Raw genomic sequence first — 18158 nt, 5'->3', positions numbered from 1 at the left:
GCGGTGGGCAGTGGGCAGTGGGTGGTGACCTGCCGGGCTACTTGATGCCCTGCACCCGGGCATTGGCCAGCAACGCCTTGAGCCCGTTGAGGTCGTAACCGGTGAGGTGGCCCATGCTGGTGGCCGCCTTGTAGCCGCCGTTGGGGCTGCACATGACCGGCGTGTTGCCGTAGCTGGTGGCCACGCACTTGTAGTCGATCAGCTTGCCGCCCTTGTCGGCGGTGTTCGGGTGATCGAGGCCGAGTGCGTGCAGCGGCTCGTGGACCAGCGTGTTGCGCAGTATGTACACCGGGATGGGAAAGCCGGTCCAGTACTCGGAGTCGATGGCGACGATGCCGCCGACGCCAACGCCCTTGGGGGGATGGGGGCAGGGCATGCCCTGACTGAAGCCGGCGCGACCCAACGGGCGGTACAGCTCGGTGATCTGCACGTGGTAAGCAGGCCCGCACTTGGCCGGGTTGACCGGCTCCACACCGCCGACCTTCAGGTGGACGCCTGCCGCGTTGATCTGGGCGACGGCGGGGGCGAGGAGTGGGGCGTACCGCTTTCGCATCGTCTCGGTGGCGAAGGTGATGGTGTACGTCTTGCTGGGGCTGAGGCTGGTGACACCGAGCTGGCTGGTGAGCTTCCAGCCGACGCCGGCCGTGGTGGTCGTCGCCGCCTGGGTGGGGGAGGCGGTGAGTGCGCAGGCGGTCAGCGCAACAACGGCGGAACTGGCAAGGATTCTGCGCATACGGATGCTCCTTATGTAGTTGTGGGGGGAATGTGGCGGTCCTTTCGCGAGTCAGACTCACGAGGTGACCTGGTAGTTGCTCTCAACTGGACAGCTGAAGCAAGCCCTTTGACCAGCCGTCGAGTCGACCCGTCAGGTGTCGTCGTGCCGCCCACTCCCGGAGGCTGGCGGCGTCGTCTTGTGCGCGGCATCGGGGAGCGCTGGGAGTCGCGGCGACTGAGAGCCGGGCTGGCTTCGTTGATCACTAGCAACAGCGTTTCGCGACGGGTTCCGGAGGCAGTTGGTGCTCACCCGGTCCACGAGCGTCGACCAGAAACGAAGGCATTGCCGAGGGGGTGGCGAGAAAAGGGGAGGCGGGTGCCAACGGGCCGTTGACAGGATGTCCGCGCTCAACTCCCGACGGGAAAGGACCCGACGACCGTGGCTCATGCCATTACGCTGATCCGCTCCGCCTCCCTGTCCGACATCGCCGAGTACGCCTATGCAGCTACGGCGCCCGCCGACTCCCGCCTGATCTTCCTCGCCGGGGCGTGTCCCCTGAACGACGACGGCTCGACGGCAGCGATCGGGGACTACGCGGGTCAGGCATTGAAAGCAGTCGAGAACATGCAGGCTGCTCTCGCTGCCTCCGGCGCGTCACTCCAGGACGTCATCAGTACCAGGGTTCTCGTCGCATCGGCCCGGCGGGAGGATTTGGTAGCTGCCTGGGAGGTAGTCCGGGACTCGTTCGCTGACCATGACGTCCCCAGCACCTTGATGGGCGTCACCGTGCTCGGCTATAAGGACCAGCTCGTCGAGATCGAGGCCGTAGCCGCCGTGCTCGACTCTTGAGGCCCAGTGACACACCGCGGCGCCCGAATGCGCGACCGCCGGCCGCCCGTTCGGGCGGCCGGCGGTCGCGGCAGGTAGCGGCAAACTCAGCCGGCCTTGGCGGGCTCCTCGGCTCGTGCTCGGGTGCTGGCGAGGCGGTAGGAGTCGGTGCCGGTCTCGATGATGGTGCCGTTGAAGGCGAGGCGGTCGACGATGGCCGCGCAGAGGCGGGGTAGTGAAGGTCTTGGTCCAACCGCTGGCCTGACGGGTCGGCCATGTCGCGGCTCATCTCGAGTCCGTCCACCGGGTCTCTTCCTTCGCGGTCACTTTGACGAGGCTCGTGATTGCATGCAACAGGGTGGACTTGGGACCCGCGGCGACCATGACGCCGATGTGGCGGGCGCTGCTGTCTGCCCCCGTCCAGCCGGGAGTTTGTGTCCGCGGCGTTGGACCGAGCCGACGCCGCTCCTGCGGACTGTGCCGTCACCGGTCTGCTCCATGGAACACGAAGCCCGCGGGCAGGCAGGTCCTGTTCATGCTCCCGCTGCTCCGTCGCGACGAGACGGAGCTGCCCGTCGGGCGGCGCCGTGTGCATGCAGGTAGCAATTACCGTGAGCGGGCACGTCGTTGGCCAGAGGGAGGGGTCGTTCACGAGTTCTGTTTGAGGGGTATCGGACGGTTCTCCCACGGTATTTGCCTGACCGGTTCGCGAATGGCGTTCTACCGTACGCATATGCCGCGTTACCTGACGTGGTCACGTGAGGAGGAATTCTGTGTCATCGTCCTGCGACCCCCGGTACGCTCCCGCCGGCGATGTGGGGGCAGCGCTCATGGTGATCGACTCCCGGCTCAAAGCCGTCTACGACAGCACGACGGAGACCGACCCCGAACAGCAGGAGCTGATCGACCAGTTCACCGCATCCCTGAGCCCCAAGGGAGCTGGTGACGTGTTGGACGGCGCGTGCACGCTCATCTACATGTTCATGAACTGGCTGCGGATGGCCTACGAGGACCACGACAAGGACGTCATCGAGTGCGTGGTGCCCCAACTCGTTGCCACGATGCGCATGATGCCCAGGAGCGTCCGTCCCGAGGCCATCCCCACCATGGCCGGCCTGGTCATCGCGGCAGGGACGGGCCTGAGTCCCAGCCTGTGGCGCAAGCAGTACGGAAAGTGGACGGCGAAGGAGATGAATCCCCTGGAAGCCACGGCCTTCCTGCTCGCCGAGCACATCAACCGGCTCACCGACGACCGGGACTTCGCCACGCGCATGATCGCCGAAGCCCTGTCCAACGCCATCCAGGACTGACATGCAGCCACAGGTGCTCCGCCACCCGCATGTCCCGGCGGATCCCGTACACCGGCCGGGAGTGCCGCCGGTCCGGTGATCCCACCGCCGGCCGGAGACAGGAGCCTTGTGCCCGCCCCCCCGTGCACGCCGAGTTCCCGGAGTACGGCACGTTGTTCGAGGGGCCGGTCGCGGAGTTGCCTGGCATCGGAGATCCGTACGCACGGTTCCCGACCGCCGCCCCCGTCTCGCCGCCGACGGTGCTCTGTTGCCCGTGGCAGTGGCCGTTTCCGCGGGTACGGGCGGTAGGGGCCTTCCCGTTCCGCCCACTGCGTGAGGGCCGCCAAGCCGCGCTGGAACGCCTGCCCCCTTGCCCGGGGGGCGAGCTTGTCGCGTGGCCTCGCTTTAAGCCGTGCATGATTCACGCAAGGGCAGGGAGGAGCCCCACCGCCTGCGGCGCGGTCACGTGCCGGCCCGGAGGGTCAGCCCTTCATAGCCGCCCAGAACTCCTCGAAGGACATCTGACGATCGCCGTCGGTGTCGAACGAGTCGATCAGCTCCTGGGCCTGCGCCTCGGTGATCTGCGAGCCTTCCAACTCTGCCACGACCTTGCGGTATTCCTCTGCCGTGACCAGGCCGTCCCCGTCGATGTCGTAGCGCTCGAAGACCTTCCGCGCCGCCGTCTCCATGATGTCTGCCATGTGTTCCGCCCTTCTACGATCTTCGCTGACGGGCCCAGATTATCCGGCCGCGGAAGGCCTGCCGGACCCGGTCCCCGCCGCCTGCTCCTGTCCTCCTGGGCCGCATGGCGTGCTCGGCAGCCCCGCTCAGGGCGGGGCAGACCACAGGGGGCGGGGGAGTGGTCAGCCGAAGTCTGCAGGCCCGGAGGCCTGGGTAGCCGGTGCCGGGCCCGTCCAGCCGAGCCCCGGTCTGCGAAGTGGGCCGCGCCGGTTTGGGTGAGCTGCTGTCCTGCCTCGGCTTGGGTTCGAGACCCATTCGCCTGCCCCCGGGGCGCAGGCCAGTGACCTGGTCCCCGGGGACGCCTTACGGGCGCGAAAGCATGCGGCTGGTGCCCCGGTCGGCCGCATGGTTATTCCTCCGGTCGGATCCAGGTCCGGGCGAGCTCCGCGACCCAGGCGGTCGCCGCGTCGGGAACGGGCGGGGGCGCGCCGACGACAACGAGTTCGGTGACGCCCGCCGCACCGAGCGCAGGCAGGTGCTCGGGAAGGCCGTCGCTCAGCGCGACGGCGACCGTGAACTCGTCAAAAGCGCGACCGTGGCGGGCACACTCATCGGCGAGAACCGAGAGGTGCGCCGGGACGTCGGCCACGGGGACGTTGAAGCCGTACCAGCCGTCGGCCAGCGTGGCCGCGCGGCGCAAGGCGGCGTTGCTGTTGCCGCCGGCCACGACCGGGAGCCGGCCGCCGCGCAGCGGCTTCGGGTTGACCCGGATCGCCTCGAAGCGGGTGAACTCCCCTGCGAAGGAGGCCGGGTCCTCGGACCACAGGGCGCGCATCGCGGCCAGGTACTCCTCGGTGCGCCGCCCGCGCTGGGCGAAGGGGACTCCCAGCGCTGAGAATTCCTCGGCCGACCAGCCGACCCCGACCCCGAGGCTGAACCGCCCGGCGCACAGCACGTCGAGTGTGGCGGCCTGTTTGGCCACCAGGACCGGGTGGTGCTCGGGCAGCAGAAGTACGCCGGAGGCGAGCTCGATCCGGCTGGTGACCGCCGCCGCGAAGGTCAGGGCGAGCAGCGGGTCCAGCCAGTCCGCGTCCGCGGGCACGGCGATCCGGCCGTCCGCGGAGTAGGGATAGCGCGAGGCGGGCGTGTCCACGAGCACCACGTGCTCGCCGCACCACAGCCGCGCGAAGCCGTACGCCTCCGCGGCTGTGGCCACCGCACGGATCACCTCGGGACGGGCACCGTCACCGATACCGAGCGCATGCAACCCCACTCGCATCGTCCACCTCCCGACCTCACCATAAGCGCGAAGCGCGGACGCGCCCGGGCGACATGGCGCGCTGCTCAAAAGGACGGGTGAGGTCGCCGGCGTGTGTCGGTGAGAGCCAGCCGGTCTGTCGGTGGGAGTCAGCCTGCTTCTTGGCGCCGGCCCGAGGATTGCTCAGCAGGCCTGGGATACCGGCCCGGCGGTTCCGCCCTTCCGCGACAGCCGCCCCTGCGCTGCGAGGATCCCGGCGACCGGGCCTTTCCACGCATCGACGCCGCGCCCGGTGTGGCTGATGGGTGTCCGGCCTGATCAGAGCGAGCCCGCACGTTGAAATAACGCCCATCGGCCAGGAACGCCGTCGCCGTCTTGGGGAAAGTCTCGGGGAACGGTGGCGAGGAACGTTCGCCCGGCCACCTGCGCCTGCCGGGCGACTTCGACGAGCATGGAGGCGTCAGCCACCACAGGCGACCGGGCCGAGCGGAAGGAGCACCGGGTGGCGGTACTTACGCCGATATGAGTCATCACTCCGATGCGGCCTCGGCCGCAGTGCACTTGGCTTCAGACCCGCTGCGTCGTGCCCGCACAGGTCGCGGCCGCCATCTGTAAGGCGCCGGTGAGCGCGACTACCGCCAGCCACCCGGGTCCGGGGCGGGCCACAAGCAGCGGGACACCCAGCACCGGGTAGAGTCCGAAGGCCGCCAGCATCAACGGGCCCGGCCCGTACCGTCTTGCGAGCTGCGGGGCCTTGAGCGCGCCGAGGACGCCGCCGACGCCGGAGGCACCCATCACGATGCCCAGCCCGAGAGCACCCGCGTCCAGCACGGTGAGCAGGTAGTACGCCCGGTACACCTCGATCAGGGTCGCGCCGACACCCGTCAGGGACAGGCTCAGCACCAGCGGGCGGACCACGGGGGTGCGCGCGACGAAGACCAGCCCCGCCCACATGGCAGGGCCCAGCCGCTCTCTTCCCCGAGCGGGCCGGGCGTGGTCCTCGACGAGGTGGATCCGGGTCGCGTACCAGGCGGAGAGCGCGTACGACAGGGCGTCCAGCCAGAATGCGCGGACCGCGCCCAGGGCGGCCACTACGCCGGCGCCGGCGTAGGCGCCCATCGTGTCCGCAAGGCTGAACGCGCTGCCGACCCGCGAGTTGGCTTCGTGGAGCAGGTGTCCGGGAACCAGTTCGGGCACCACGGCGATCGCGGCCGCCAGGTGCAGCACCGTCGCCGCCCCCACGATCAGCGCGACGACGTAGAGCACGGGGAAGGAAAGGCATCCGCCGAGGGCGGTGAGGGGGACCGCGGCGACGGCCGCCGCGGCGATCAGGTCGGTGACGATCAGGACCGGCCGTTTCGGGTGCTGATCGACGTACGCTCCGGCCGGCAAGGCCAGCACGAACGCGGGTGCCTGGGCGAGCACCGCGAGCGTGGCGACCTGTCCCCGGTTCGCGTGCAGCACGAGAACCGCGAGGGCGGGCAACGCCACGGCGTGCGCTGACGTGCCCAGCAGACTTGCCGCCTCCCCGGTCAGGTACGCGGTGAACGAAGGGTGGGCGCGCAGTGAGAACGAGCTCGACGGTCCGCCGGCCGCGGCCTCGTCGCCCCCGGACGCCCTGGGTTTCGCCTTGTCCGGAGGCAGGCTCGGGAAGGGGGCGTCGGGATGGGTCACGTGGATGCTCCCTCATCGAGCGGGCGGGGGACGGGAAGGTGCCAGGACAGACGGCCGCATGCCGATGCGGCCCGCTGGCCGCCGTCCGGCTCGAAGAGAAGGCGGTAGCAGCTGGGCCGGCCGGCCGCCCGCCACCGGCCGGCCAGGTCCTGGAGTTCCTTCCAGAGATCGCGCGGCCCATGGACGACGACCTTCCAGCCACTGCGCCCCACCGGCTCCACGCGCAGCCACGACCCGCATGGCCACCTGCGTGGCAGGGCGGCCGTCATGTGTGCGAACGGCAGCCGGGGCACGGGGCCCTTGTGCTGCACGTAGCCTGGTCGTAGCGGAGCCGGCCGCCGTGCAGCTCGCGTTCCGCATCCGGGATTTCCGCATCCGTGTCCTTCGTTCCTTGAGGTGGCTCGTTGGCCGGGCCGGATTTCGTCAACGTGGCTCCTGGAGGCTGTGGCGGTGTTGCCGGGCTCAACGACGCAGCCGCCGCTTTCGAACACACGTTTTTCGGTCGGTCCGCGGGGTGCACGGTGAGGCGGTCGCGTGAAGGTGTGCGGTACATGGAGAGTTATCCCGCAAGGGCGGCCCGGCGGGCGGGGTTGGCGAAAACACGGCGTTTGCGTTGGTCGCGCGCTGGTGTCCTGCCGGGGCTCACGTGGCGGTTGAGCGTGCGGGGGCTTTTCTGCCGTGCTGGGGACCGTCACACCACCGGGGTGTGGCGATCGGGGCCTGTGTCCGTTGTGGTGTCGCTGCTGTCCTGGCGCTGCCGGCTGCTGCGTTCGTCGTTCGTCGCATGACCCAGGCTCTGCCCCGCCTGCCCTGTCTGCCCGGCTTGGGCCGCCTGCTTGTTCGTTGCCCGGGCCGCCGGGAGTCGGCGCGCAGTAGCTCGAGGACGTTGCTGCCGAAGGTCTGCGGAGGTCTGCTTGAAGGGGCGCGGCTGTCGCGCCGGTGGTCTGTCGGTGGGTTCGGCGGTAGCGGTTCCGTTGGACTGGCCGGCCTGTTGAGTGCGATGGGCGGTCGGGTCCGAGACTGGTGTTGAGCCGAAGGACGACGGCTGTCATCAGGGCAGGCTGTGGTCACCGGGCTTCCGGCGGGGTGCGCGGGGCTGGAGCTGTGCCGGAACCGTGGTCTGTGGTGTTCTGCGACGGTGGGCCGGCCGGAAGGGCTGGTGCGGTTCTCGGCAGTCACTTGAAGTGACCTGAATCGCATCAGGTTCTCGCGCCGCAACCCCTTTTGATGCCCCGGCGTCCCACTCCCTGACGGACGGCTGTCGATCATGCGGAGGGCACGTGGCGAAGAAGGACCGGACGGCGGATGTGGCGGGGGAGAGGGACCGCGAGAAGTGGATGGCGCGTTTCCAGGTGCGGCTGGCCGTGCAGCCGGGCGTGGACCGGGCAGTCGTGCTTGAGGCGGTCAAGGGTGTCACGGCGCACTGCGCGGGTACGGGGGAGCACCCGCGGGCTGCCTTCGGCGATCCGGATGCCTGTGCCGTGCAGGCCGCCGCGGCCCTGGTGCCGGCGGACCGGGCGGCGCGTGCGAGGCGGCACGACGCCGTGGTGGACGCGCTCGGCTCCGTGCTGAAGAGGGCCGGGGACGTGGCCGGTCTGTGACCGGTTGAAGCGACGTCTGTCCGGCCCGGCGCACGGGTTGTGACACGGCTTCTGTCCCCTCGCCCAGGCACGTAGAAGGTCCGCACGGCCTCGCCAGAGCCGACGAGGCACCGCGCGTGCAGTGGAGCTGGGCATCGTCGCCACCGACGAGATGATCGGCCTGACCGCCCTGCGGCGATGAACCCCGTCCATGGCACCCCCGGCTGCATCCTCCGCGAGGACTCCTGAGGCAGCGGCTACGCCACCGAAGCCGTCAAGCACGTCGTCGACTTCGCCTTCACCACTGCCGGACTGGTGCGCCTGGAGGCCATGCACCACCCCGGCAATCCGGCCTCCGGCCGTGTCCTGGCCAAAGTCGGCTTCCCCCGCACCGGCACCGCTGACCGGCACGCCGAGGGCGGAACCGCCGTGCCTGCACACTTGATGTGCAGCCAGACGGCGCCGAGCGGCTGCTGGTCGCTATGCCCAGACCGGCCAGCCGCGGTGGGAGACTCCCACAACGGGCGGGCGGACGTGCTCAAGCCGGCGCATGTTCAGGTCAGTTGCTGGTGATGGAGGGGACAGCCGTGGGCGGGGAGCTGCTGTCGAAGAGGAAGAGCTGACCTGGGTCGTCCGGACGGCAGGAAAGCTGGACCACGGGGGTCCATTCCGTCGGTGAGCCCCCGGGGACCGAGGCGCAGGCGCCGGTGTGGGCGGGGACAAGGCGGTAGCGGGCGCGGCCGGCGGGTTGGAGCTGGAAACGTTCGGCGCTTCCGCGGTGGCCGCAGTAGTCGTCCATCAGCTGAGCGCCTGAGCGTGTGCTCCCGGCCCTCACGCCAAGGCAGCCGTAGCCGAAGACCGGGTGGAGGGAGCGGAGCCGGTAGGCGCCGCCTTCAACCGGCTCCACGGAGTAGACCGGGACAGCTTTCGCGCAGGTGGCCTGGTAGACGCGGCCGCCACCGCCCGGCTGCTGCGCACCGCCGGGCACCAGGTCGTGATCTCCGGGCGGCGGCCCGAGCCACTGCGCCGGGTGGCGGAGGAGACCGGAGCGCTGGCCCACCCTTCCGACGCCGCCGACCCCGAGGCCGTGCGCGAGCTCGTCGAGACGACGGTGACGGCCTACGGGAGACTCGACGGTGTGGTGCTCAACGCCGGAATCGGGCGGGGCGGCGCGGTCGCCGACACCGCGGTCGAGGACTGGGAAGAGGTGATGAGGACCAACCTCACCGGCCCGTTCCTGCTGCTGCGTGCCGCGCTGCCGCATCTGCTGGCGGCCCGCGGCGCGGTGGTCGCGGTCGCCTCGGTCGCCGCGCTCCGCAACAGCGTCGGCAACGCCGCCTATGCGACGTCCAAGGCGGGTCTGCTCCACCTCTGCCGCTCCCTCGCCGTCGATTACGGGTCGCAGGGGCTGCGGGCCAACGCGGTGTGCCCGGGCTGGGTGCGTACGGAGATGGCCGACCAGCGGATGGCGCGGTTCGCAGCGGAGGCAGGGTTGGCGGGCGGTGCCGAAGCGGCGTACGAGGAGGCTAACCGGCTGACTCCCGCCGGGCGGCCGGGCGATCCGCAGGAGGTCGCCGAGGCGATCGACTGGCTGCTGTCGCCTGCCGCGTCCTACGTCAACGGGGCCGTCCTCACCGTCGACGGCGGGGTGACCACGGTCGGCGTCGGCGGTGCCGCCTTCGACCACCGGATCGAGGCGCGCCCCCCGCGCCGGTAGCGGACTACCGGACAGGCCCGTTCCACAGGGCCCGTGGCGGCGCTGGAACCATGGCGGAGCCAGGTCCCCAGAAAGAGGCTGGGCCTGGACGGCGCCCCAGCGGCAGCCGAGCTCGTCGCCGGGGAATTCGGTGCGGGTGGCGCGGACGAGGCGGTGGTCGGCCTCAGCCCACTCCGGTCCGGTCAGGGCACGGCCGTCGGGATGGAGCAGGGTGGCGGTCGATCGTGCCGGGGAGTGGTGGTGAAGACGACGATCCCGACTCACCGTCAGGTGCCCGCACAGACCACCCTGGCGCGCCCCCGGCACCCGCCCTGGTGCCGTTCGCGCTGCCTGCTGCCTGCTGCCTTCCCCTGCTGCCTTCCAGCCGCCCGTAGAGGGCCCCCGCCCTGCGGCCGAGTCACCGCCTACGCGTCTTCGTAGTCACCGCCTACGCGTTCTCGTACGCAGCTTTGCAGCGGCGTACGCGGTCGCCTCGGTGCCCGCAGCCGGGCCGGGCCGTGGCGCCGGACGCACCGGCCATGCGGCGCTCCTGGGGTAGGGCGGCGCAGTGGCAGCGGCCCTGTTCGTGGCCGCGGTGGGCTGCGGAGTACTGGCGCTGGCCTACCCGTCGCTGGAGCGGGTGTGGCAAGTGGCCGGCGGCTTCTCCACAGTTGCCGGCGCAGCCAGCGCAGTGGTGACGCCGATCGGCCGGCGGAACGCTGCCGGAGCTCGGCAGCAGCAGTTGAGGCCGCCGTGAGCCGGCTGAGGCCGCCGTGAGTCGGCTGGTGCCGGCTCACGGCGGTCTCCCACTCGCCGTCCCACTCAGCGTCCTGAGCGTCGTGGCAGCCGCTACAGGTACGTGGCGCGCTCGCCGGCCGACCAGCGGCGCAGGGGAGACGACCGCGTGAACACCGCCGCCGCTCCAGGCGGAGCACGAGGAGCTCGTCCGTCTGTGAGGCGTCAGTGCGAACTGTCCGTGACAGAGGCAGACGGGGCGACCCGCGATGGGGTTGCCGCGTACGGCGACCGCCGGGTCCGCGCTCGCTCTCGGGGAGGAGAGACAGGAGAAGCCTTGCCGATTCGTCCGACTCCTGCTCGGGAGCGTCTGGACCCGCACATGCGGGCCAGTCCGGAATGCCGGACGCCTGCCCGGCTCCAGCGCGTGAGGTACGGGCTGGGCGCGGACTGCGACCGTGTACCCGAGGCCGACTCCACCGCCGGCCTCACCCGGGCCGACCGGCGGCCGATGGCCTACGCGCCGCCGGCCCGGACGCCGAGCGTGTCTTTCGCGGCTCTCCTTCGCCGATGCGGCTGGAGCGGCGACGCCGGAGTGCGGGCTGCCGGTCATCGGTGATCTCGTCGGCCGGTACGACGCGTAGCGGCCGACGGGGTACCGGCCCGCGGCGAACGCCTGCCCGGCGCCACAGCGGTTCCGGGCAGGCCGGGCGGCGGGGAGAGCGGTTAGCGGCTCGCGGGGCCGGCGAGGTTGTCCGATGGGTCAGTTGTCAGGCTGTCCCGGTTGTCCGTGGCGCAGGGTCGTGTGCCGGAAGGCGTTCAGGTCGGCGGTGTCGGTCGCAGTGCCGGGGGCGGGGTGTCCGGCAGCGAGGGCGTAGAGGGTGCTGTGGGTGGTGCTGTCGAGCCCGAGGCGGCTCTCGACGGCGGTGTCGTCGAAGGCGGCGCTCTGGAACGGGCCCAGGCCCAGCGCGGTGGCTGCCAGGGCGAAGGTCTGCCCGAGGTGTCCGGCGTTCAGGTGGCTGACCCGGTAGGCGCGGGGGTGCCGGTACTTCACGCGCATGCGTTCCCAGGCGGCGGTCACGAAGATGATGAAGGCCGCCTGGTCGGTGCCCTCCTGGTGCGCGCACAGCGCTCCGGCTTCGGTGTGGGTGCAGCCTTCGCGCAGCAGCTCCAGGCTGTGTTCGCGGGCGTTGTAGTGGAACAGACCGGCGGGGATGCCGGCGACGTTGGGGGTGGCGAGGTAGGCGTCGAGTTCTTGCCTAGCTCCGCCGGAGGGGCTGGTGCGCCGGATGAGGGCGCCGTACTCGAAGCCGTCGATGAACTCGGCAGGGCCGAAGACGGTAGCGAGCAGGACCGCGAGATCGTGCAGGCTCACCGGCCGGCTGCTGAAGGAGCGGTGCGTGCGCCTGCGGTAGAGGGTCTGCTCCAGCGGTGCGGACAGGCGAGGGTCCGGTGTACGGGGCAGCAGGATGCGGTCGGCCTCGGGGTACTCGGTGAACAGCGCCGGACGCCCGTCGCGGGTGAGGTGCTGACGCAGCTCGGGGGTGGCCGTCTCGAAGGGGACGTCGCGGGTGGCGTAGTGGAAGAAGGATGCTTCCGGTGACCAGGGGCCCCAGGCGTCCGCCAGGCGCTCGTCCTCTTCGGCCTCGGGGCTGCCTTCCCCGGCCAGCAGGCCGCATTCGAGCAGTGTTCCGGCTGCCTTCACCACCGTCTCGGGATGCAGGTGGTCCAGAGCTTCGGCCGCCTTGGTGGGGGTGGTCCGGGTGTTGAAGGCGTTGAGGATTTCAGCGGTCGAGGGATGCAGAGCGACCGGGGCGTGGCCCCGGTAGGTATGGGCGAGGAAGTCCCCCTGGTGTCAGTGGCATGTCAAGCCCCTCGGCCGCCGCTGTCGCGCCTCTTTCCTCTCCTTCACGGGGCTGCTCCCGGATCTGCCAAGGGCATGGGCCGGCCCGGCAGGTGCCGCGCCGGCCTCGCCCTCGGGTCACTTGTGAAGGAAAGCACCGGTGCGGTGTTCTTCCCGCTGGACGGGCAGAGGCTTGATCTCGATCTCGCGCATGATGGATACCTCCTTCGGCCTTCTGTTCGTACGCAGCCTAAGTGCACGCCTCACTTTCCAGGAAGTGAGGGAATAGCCCAACGGCCTGTCGGTGGACTGCAATTGCCCGGAGACCGTCGCCCGCAGGACGATCCAGCGATCTTGTCTGAGAGGCGCTGGCGGAGACGTGCCCGCCGTCAGGCCGCCCGTCTTCGTGCCCGCCGTCAGGCCGCCCGCCGCTAGGCTGAACGATGAGCCGCCGGGGCTTTCGCATGCCCCTCGGACAGGTCTGAGAAGTCCTCGGTGCGTCCTTTCCGGTCGTCGGCGTTGGGGTGGTGCTCCACCGGATGACGGGGTTGTCATTGTCCTTGCCGCCGTAGCTGTTGGGCACGGCCTGCCGCTGCGGATGTTCATCAGGTGGCAGGTGCCGTCCCCGCGGTCCGGAGTTTCCACAGCTGGTTGTGGTCGTTGTTGTAGGAGTACTGGATGATCTGGGCTCCGCCGTCGGGTGCTCCAGCTGCGACCGTGTCCAGTGGATCACCATGAGACGCCCTGGCGCTGCCGAGCCTGCCGTGCCTGCCGTGCCGTGAGGAAGGGCAAACCGTCGTCTACCGCAGCGCGGACCAGCCACTGCGGTTCGTCGAGGGACTGCCTGCCGGCTGGGAACCTCCGCACATGTACGCCCCGCGCGATGTGCACGAGGACCAGGAATACGCCCCCGCGGGACCGGACGACTGGGGCTGACCGTCCGGCGCGCGAGCCGGCCAGTCGGCCGGGCTCCTCAGCAGTGTGAGCCCCTGCGGCCTGGCCCTCGCTGGAACACGCGGCTCTCCCGATGACATATCGACGTCGGGTCACGCGGCAGCGAGGAGTGCGCCGGCGGCGGTGCCCAGTTCGTCGCCGGCGGAGTTGGCGTGCGCACAGGCGATGTCGAGCGCGGCGTGGTCAGCAAACTCGTCCCGGCTGCCCGGCAGCCGGGAAGGGCAAAGCGTGAGGGGCGGCCGACGGCCGCCCCTCACGCATTCAGAAACCGACGCGAAGACCCAACAAGGGCACAGCCGTGGCCACTTCACTCGCGGGACGGGCCAGGCTCGTCCCCGCCCGCGCCGGAACGGAGTGCCGGACAGGCCCCGGTCCCGTGACGGGACGCAGTACGGCCGGGGCCGCACCCGCATGCCGGACACGGCGCCCCGTGGCGGCCTTCAGGCCGATGGCTGTCTCACCAGGCAGGCGAGCGGGACCTTGGGCACGCACGGCCGGGGCACCGAATTCTTCCGCAAGCCCTTGAACCGCCCCAGCGAAGGTCATTCCGGAGTGGTCGGGTCGCCCGGAGGCGGGATTCCCCCGGCGCCCCGACCAGTAGGCCGTTTCGTTGGGATCACCAGACGCAACAGCTCGATTCGCGCCCACCGCGGACCAGCCAACTGCACAGCCGGTCCACCGACCGCCTGATCCGCACAAAGCCCCAGGTACATGCGGTGTCCTGCGCCTGGCATCGACGCAGGCCCCGACACCACCGCAGCAGCCCGCGTGACACCGCGGAACCTGGAGGCGTGCCAGGAGCTGTCCGATGGGCCGCGGCGGGCTCACGGGGCGCGTCCTCGCTCGCGCAGCCACGGCGTGACACGATTCGCGGCAGACCGTCAGAGCCCGATATTCGCGGCAGACCGTCAGAGCCCGATTACAGAGGGGAGGGGCGCATGCCCGAGGAGAAGCAGCCGTTCGAGATCATTGACGTGAGCGAGGCCAAGCCCGAAGACCTAGGCACCCTGAGCCTGCGCTACGTGGACGGGGCCCACGCTCGTCGTCAGCGGCGGGAGGCCATTCCGGCCTCGCTCGCGGTCGTCAACGACTCCGGCGCCCCTGTAGCGGCATATACGGCAGGCCCTGCGGTGAAGACAAGGTCCATGGTCATCGGAGGGTACGGCGGCGACGTGTACATCGCCGACACCAACAACCACCACGTGCGCTGACGTCCCGGGGCCTCATGCACTTGCGGTCCGAGCTGGCACACCACCGTCGACTGCCGGCGTCACACCCACTGCACACCCAGCTCGCGTAGCGCCTCCAGCTGCCCCTGGGTGAGCTTGTTGCGGCGCTGCTTCTGGTTGGCGTACCAGATGCCCACCTTGGTCTCGGTCCCGTCCGGCAGAGCCACCACCGCCTTGCGCGGCGGCTGGCAGCCCTCCTGCTCCACCCACTGCGCGAGGGCTGCCAGGCCCCGCTGGAAGGCCTGCTGGGCTTTGCCGGGCCCCGCGGCCGCGCGCTTCGGCGTCGGGGCGGCAGATGCCCCTTCAAGAGGCTTGATGCCCAGTCTGGAGAGCCGTTCCCGCTGTTCGGTGGACAGCTGCGCCCAGGTGCTCGCCTCCCGCTGCCGTGCCAGCCACCGCCCGAGGTCATCGCCGTCGAAGACCACCCCGGGTGGGATGTCCGGCAGCACACCGGCGGGTTCGTCGGCGGCGAGGTCACGGAGAACGGCGTAGGGACGTTGCCAGTCCAGCGGCCAGGGGCAGTTCCAGTCCGGGTCGATCGCGGTCAGCTGCCCCGCCCGCACAACGGCCCGCTCCGTGTCCTTCCCGAGCCCGCCTTTGCGGCGGAGATTGGCCAGATGCTGCCCGATGGGCACCATCGCCTCACCCTCGCCCCAAAGGGCGTCCTGGCGGGGGGCCAGGTGTCCGGTGGCGCGCCGGTAGGAGCGGAGCGCGGCGAGCTTGGCCTCCCACACTTCTCCGCCCGGCTCCCACACCATCCCGGCTTCGTCGAGCAACTCCTTGCGGTGGGGGTCGAGTTCGCCGGCGCGCAGTGCCCGCCGCTGCTGGTGCACCCACCGCCCCAGCGGAAAAGCGTCGGTGGACCCGGCCGCGGCCTCAACGTCGTAGGCCACGGCGTGCAGCCCGGTGATCTCGTTCTCGGCCCGCCAGCGCCGCAGGGCCTGGTAGCCCTCCAGCCACACCAGCGACTCGGGCCGGATGACGCGGCACCGGGTCAGCGCGGCGACGTCGGCGGCGTCGCGAGGCCGGGCGAAGTTCACCACCACCGCATCGACACGATCCACCTCCCGCTGCCCCTCGCTCACTGCCTCCTCCGCCTCCCCACCCTCCGCCTCCCCACCCTCCGCCTCCCCACCCTCCGCCTCCCCACCCTCCGCCCCCGCGCCACCGGGAGCCGGCCGGACATGGAGACGTCGGCGCTCGGTGCCGCGGGTCAGGGCGCGGGAGGCGAGCTGGTCGACCATGCGTTCCGAGTGCGAGCGCAGGCCCTGGAGGATGTCGACCAACGGCTGGTAACTGGCGGAGGCCACCATGTCCTTCGGGTCCTCGCCCGGCTGAAGGAAGACCGGGATGATGATCCGCGCGGTCTTCACACTGCCGTCCGGATTCGGACGCAGCGCCCGCCCGATGTTCTGCACGATGTCGACCTGCGAGCTACGGGACCCGACGATGCAGGCCGCTTCCACGCCGCGCAGCCCGGTGATGTCGACCCCGACCCCCAGGGCCCGCACCGAGGCGAGGAACGCCCGGTGCACCCGCTTGCCCGCGGCGTTGATGCCGTTGGCGAACTGTCCGATCACCTCCCGCCGGTGGGCGACAGGGTGGTCCCCGCACAGCCAGTCGGCCCACACCCTCTCCGGCGGGACGTGCCGGCCGTCCTCCAGCTCGTACAGCTCCGCGTCGATCGAGGAGGCCGGCAACTCCTCCGCACGGGCAAGAGCCGCCTCGGACGCCTCGGCGGCAAACAGCTCAGCAGCGGTACGCGGCACCTGCTCGGCGAACGCCCGGGCCTCTTCCACCCGCTGGTGGAAAGTCATGACGGTATGCAGGTTCCTCGCTGCGGCGTGCTCCAGCAGCGCGGCCTGCAGCAGCGCCAGGCGCCGCCCGCGCAACGCGTCCTCCGACAGCCCCAGAACCGGATCCGGATCGCGGATCTCCAGCACGTCGAGCTCGAACCCTGCGAGGATCGAGCGTTCCACCGCTTCCGCCAGTCCGAGGTCGAAGATCCTGGTGCCGTAGGTGCGGGAGCCGGCTTCCATCGAGGCGATCACCAGCTCCTGGCCGTCCCGGCCGCGCTGGGGCCGCGGCGCGGCCAGGATCCGCGGAGTCGCGGTGAGGTAGAAGCGGAAGTCGACGGGAATCCGGCTGTTGTCGTGGATCGCCGCCCAGGGCCGGCCGATGTCCCCGGCCGTCATGTGCCCCTCGTCCAGGACGGCGAGGTCGAACCCTGCCATCGACTGGCCGTACAGCCCCTCTCCGCCCGCCAGGGCCGTCTCCAGAGGCCCACGGACCTTCCGCTGCCCCGTAGGGTCGGTGGGGTCCTCCCGGTCCACCAGGGAGGCGTACGTAGCGAACACGACGACCGGCCCCTTGCCGGCCCACAGGGCGAGCTGGATCGGGTTGGTGGTGGTGCGCACCCCGAGCTCGTTCAGCACCGGGTCGTTGTCCACCGAGCACACCGCGACCATGGGGGAGCGGTGTCCGACCCGGCGCCAGGACTGCGCGCTCTGCACGATCAAGTCCAGCGTGGGCACCATCACCAGAATCCGACCCTCGGGGAAATAGTCCAGCGCACTCGCAGCGGCCGTGATCGTCTTCCCAGACCCGGTCGCAGACACCCCGGTGGCACGTGCCCCCTCCGGAGGCACAAAAGATCTTGCAGGAAATCCCACCCACTTCCGGAAACTCGACTTCTGGTCTACCTGGTGTTCCTTGAGCGGAATCGCTGACATTTCCGCGCCTCCCCGATACCCGAAATCCCGTGGTTTTTCAGACGGCCGCATCCGGACAGCAAGCGCACGGCGTCACCCCAGACCGACCCACCCGCGAGATGCCGGCCGCCGGACGTCCCGTCCGACGTCCGCGCTTGAACCCCGGGCAGGTTGTCCGGGTCGCAGGCCCGGCCTCGCACGCACGCACAGAAGATGACGTCCCCGCTGGACAAGCCCCGGCCCGTCACGCCTACCAAGACCTCGCTCACGGCCATCACGCCCTCATCCCAGCCGTCTGCGAACCCCGGGCCCGAAGAGGCCGACGCCATGCGTCCAGTCAACGACCTCGCACTGCGCCCCAGCCAACCGCCCCGGCCCCCAACGCAGCACCAGGCGATCCGCTCCGCTCCTGGACGCGCCCCGCGCCTCCAGGAGCGCGAACAGCTTCAACCGGGCGCAAGCGCCCACCGTCTGGCACTGCGTCACCTGCGCACGGAATCGCGGCCCAGCGCGGATGTCTTTCCGGTAGATTCACTCATGCGGTCGTTTCTCTCGAATTCGAAGGAGCGTTCAGGTGGTGGGAGGGTGTGCCTTGTTTTCACCAATGCTACATGCTGCATCTCTCTGATGCATGCACCACACTGGTATCCGCCACCAACGAACGACCCCCACCCCCGCAGCCAGCCTGGCCCGCGCCAGCGGGCCTTGAAGCCCTGAAGGCGAAGCCGGAAGGGCCGTTGGGCAAGAGAGCGCAGCGAACTTACCCAACAGGGCTGGAGCGAAGCGCAAGCCCCAGGTTGACTGGACGGAGTCCAGTCGGCTTCGGGAGCGCAGCGGACGAAGCATCAACCTCTCGGCGAAGCCGAGAGGTTGAGCAGGCGGCGAAGCCGCCCGCTCCGCTCACGCGGAGCGTGAGCGCAACACCACCGCGAAGCGGTGGTGTTCGCTTGCATAGCGCGCAGCGC

Annotated in this window: 15 protein-coding genes and 2 pseudogenes; 7 read left to right on the top strand and 10 right to left on the bottom strand. The window is 70.5% G+C overall.

Annotation, left to right across the window (positions count from 1 at the left end; translation table 11 throughout):
* Window positions 1-37: 37 nt before the first annotated feature.
* The gene (locus OHS81_RS00085; protein WP_328381231.1) at window positions 38-733 is read right to left on the bottom strand and encodes a hypothetical protein; all 696 of its coding nucleotides are present in this window, start codon (window positions 731-733) and stop codon (window positions 38-40) included.
* A 420-nt stretch (window positions 734-1153) separates the two neighbouring features.
* Between OHS81_RS00085 and OHS81_RS00080 the strand changes: the two genes are divergently transcribed.
* On the top strand, window positions 1154-1564 hold the full coding sequence (locus OHS81_RS00080; RefSeq protein WP_328381229.1) for a RidA family protein: 411 nt from the start codon (window positions 1154-1156) through the stop codon (window positions 1562-1564).
* Window positions 1565-1650: 86 nt separating this feature from the next.
* Here OHS81_RS00080 and OHS81_RS00075 read toward each other — a convergent pair.
* Window positions 1651-1801 (bottom strand): annotated as a pseudogene (locus OHS81_RS00075) (IS21-like element helper ATPase IstB); the annotation flags it as partial.
* A 515-nt stretch (window positions 1802-2316) separates the two neighbouring features.
* On the opposite strand from OHS81_RS00075, the gene OHS81_RS00070 reads away from it, so the two are divergent.
* On the top strand, window positions 2317-2853 hold the full coding sequence (locus OHS81_RS00070; RefSeq protein WP_328381227.1) for a hypothetical protein: 537 nt from the start codon (window positions 2317-2319) through the stop codon (window positions 2851-2853).
* A 461-nt stretch (window positions 2854-3314) separates the two neighbouring features.
* On the opposite strand, the gene OHS81_RS00065 is transcribed toward OHS81_RS00070, so the two are convergent.
* The 4 genes from OHS81_RS00065 to OHS81_RS00050 all read right to left on the bottom strand — a co-directional run bounded on the left by OHS81_RS00065 (window position 3315) and on the right by OHS81_RS00050 (window position 6756).
* Window positions 3315-3533 carry an EF-hand domain-containing protein gene (locus tag OHS81_RS00065; RefSeq protein WP_328381225.1) on the bottom strand — a complete coding sequence of 73 codons (219 nt, stop codon included), beginning with the start codon at window positions 3531-3533 and terminating at the stop codon, window positions 3315-3317.
* 389 nt (window positions 3534-3922) lie between these two features.
* Complete coding sequence (locus OHS81_RS00060; RefSeq protein ID WP_328381224.1) at window positions 3923-4792, bottom strand: LLM class F420-dependent oxidoreductase; 870 nt, start codon at window positions 4790-4792, stop codon at window positions 3923-3925.
* A gap of 546 nt (window positions 4793-5338) precedes the next feature.
* Window positions 5339-6445, bottom strand: a complete 1107-nt coding sequence (locus OHS81_RS00055) for an MFS transporter (protein ID WP_328381222.1) — start codon at window positions 6443-6445, stop codon at window positions 5339-5341.
* Window positions 6442-6756, bottom strand: a complete 315-nt coding sequence (locus tag OHS81_RS00050; protein WP_328381220.1) for a hypothetical protein — start codon at window positions 6754-6756, stop codon at window positions 6442-6444. Before OHS81_RS00050 ends, OHS81_RS00055 begins: the two co-directional genes overlap by 4 nt.
* 969 nt (window positions 6757-7725) lie before the next feature.
* Here OHS81_RS00050 and OHS81_RS00045 point away from each other — a divergent pair.
* Together OHS81_RS00045 and OHS81_RS00040 are read left to right on the top strand one after the other, a co-directional pair.
* The gene (locus tag OHS81_RS00045; RefSeq protein WP_328381218.1) at window positions 7726-8046 is read left to right on the top strand and encodes a hypothetical protein; all 321 of its coding nucleotides are present in this window, start codon (window positions 7726-7728) and stop codon (window positions 8044-8046) included.
* Window positions 8047-8334: 288 nt separating this feature from the next.
* Window positions 8335-8598: pseudogene (locus OHS81_RS00040) on the top strand (GNAT family N-acetyltransferase); the annotation flags it as partial.
* Here OHS81_RS00040 and OHS81_RS00035 read toward each other — a convergent pair.
* A complete protein-coding gene (locus OHS81_RS00035; protein WP_328381217.1) occupies window positions 8585-8932 on the bottom strand; it encodes an RICIN domain-containing protein in 348 nt (115 codons plus the stop codon). The pseudogene OHS81_RS00040 and the gene OHS81_RS00035 sit on opposite strands and share 14 nt — an antisense overlap.
* A 33-nt stretch (window positions 8933-8965) precedes the next feature.
* Here OHS81_RS00035 and OHS81_RS00030 point away from each other — a divergent pair, with 33 nt between their 5' ends.
* Complete coding sequence (locus tag OHS81_RS00030; RefSeq protein ID WP_328390801.1) at window positions 8966-9742, top strand: SDR family NAD(P)-dependent oxidoreductase; 777 nt, start codon at window positions 8966-8968, stop codon at window positions 9740-9742.
* A 547-nt stretch (window positions 9743-10289) separates the two neighbouring features.
* Window positions 10290-10478 carry a hypothetical protein gene (locus OHS81_RS00025; protein ID WP_328381216.1) on the top strand — a complete coding sequence of 63 codons (189 nt, stop codon included), beginning with the start codon at window positions 10290-10292 and terminating at the stop codon, window positions 10476-10478.
* 741 nt (window positions 10479-11219) lie between these two features.
* On the opposite strand, the gene OHS81_RS00020 is transcribed toward OHS81_RS00025, so the two are convergent.
* Both OHS81_RS00020 and OHS81_RS00015 read right to left on the bottom strand, forming a co-directional pair.
* Entirely contained in the window at window positions 11220-12164 is a 945-nt protein-coding gene (locus OHS81_RS00020; RefSeq protein WP_328381215.1) for a SagB/ThcOx family dehydrogenase, read from the bottom strand.
* A 1181-nt stretch (window positions 12165-13345) separates the two neighbouring features.
* A complete protein-coding gene (locus OHS81_RS00015; protein ID WP_328381213.1) occupies window positions 13346-13510 on the bottom strand; it encodes a hypothetical protein in 165 nt (54 codons plus the stop codon).
* 681 nt (window positions 13511-14191) lie between these two features.
* On the opposite strand from OHS81_RS00015, the gene OHS81_RS00010 reads away from it, so the two are divergent.
* Complete coding sequence (locus tag OHS81_RS00010) at window positions 14192-14464, top strand: hypothetical protein (protein ID WP_328381211.1); 273 nt, start codon at window positions 14192-14194, stop codon at window positions 14462-14464.
* Window positions 14465-14523: 59 nt separating this feature from the next.
* On the opposite strand, the gene OHS81_RS00005 is transcribed toward OHS81_RS00010, so the two are convergent.
* Complete coding sequence (locus OHS81_RS00005) at window positions 14524-17214, bottom strand: DEAD/DEAH box helicase (RefSeq protein WP_328381209.1); 2691 nt, start codon at window positions 17212-17214, stop codon at window positions 14524-14526.
* Window positions 17215-18158: the final 944 nt, after the last annotated feature.

The sequence above is a fragment of the Streptomyces sp. NBC_00400 genome (genome assembly GCF_036048035.1).
Classification (GTDB): Bacteria; Actinomycetota; Actinomycetes; order Streptomycetales; family Streptomycetaceae; genus Streptomyces.
Note: the sequence above shows the minus strand (reverse complement) of the source record. Positions and strands in the feature narration are given on the sequence as shown.

What these genes read in the sequence shown, in the direction of transcription:
- OHS81_RS00065 (WP_328381225.1), bottom strand. Translation starts at nt 3,533, where the DNA reads ATGGCAGACATCATGGAGACGGCGGCGCGGAAGGTCTTCGAGCGCTAC.
- OHS81_RS00085 (WP_328381231.1), bottom strand. Translation starts at nt 733, where the DNA reads ATGCGCAGAATCCTTGCCAGTTCCGCCGTTGTTGCGCTGACCGCCTGC.
- OHS81_RS00010 (WP_328381211.1), top strand. Translation starts at nt 14,192, where the DNA reads ATGCCCGAGGAGAAGCAGCCGTTCGAGATCATTGACGTGAGCGAGGCC.
- OHS81_RS00005 (WP_328381209.1), bottom strand. Translation starts at nt 17,214, where the DNA reads ATGTCAGCGATTCCGCTCAAGGAACACCAGGTAGACCAGAAGTCGAGT.
- OHS81_RS00060 (WP_328381224.1), bottom strand. Translation starts at nt 4,792, where the DNA reads ATGCGAGTGGGGTTGCATGCGCTCGGTATCGGTGACGGTGCCCGTCCC.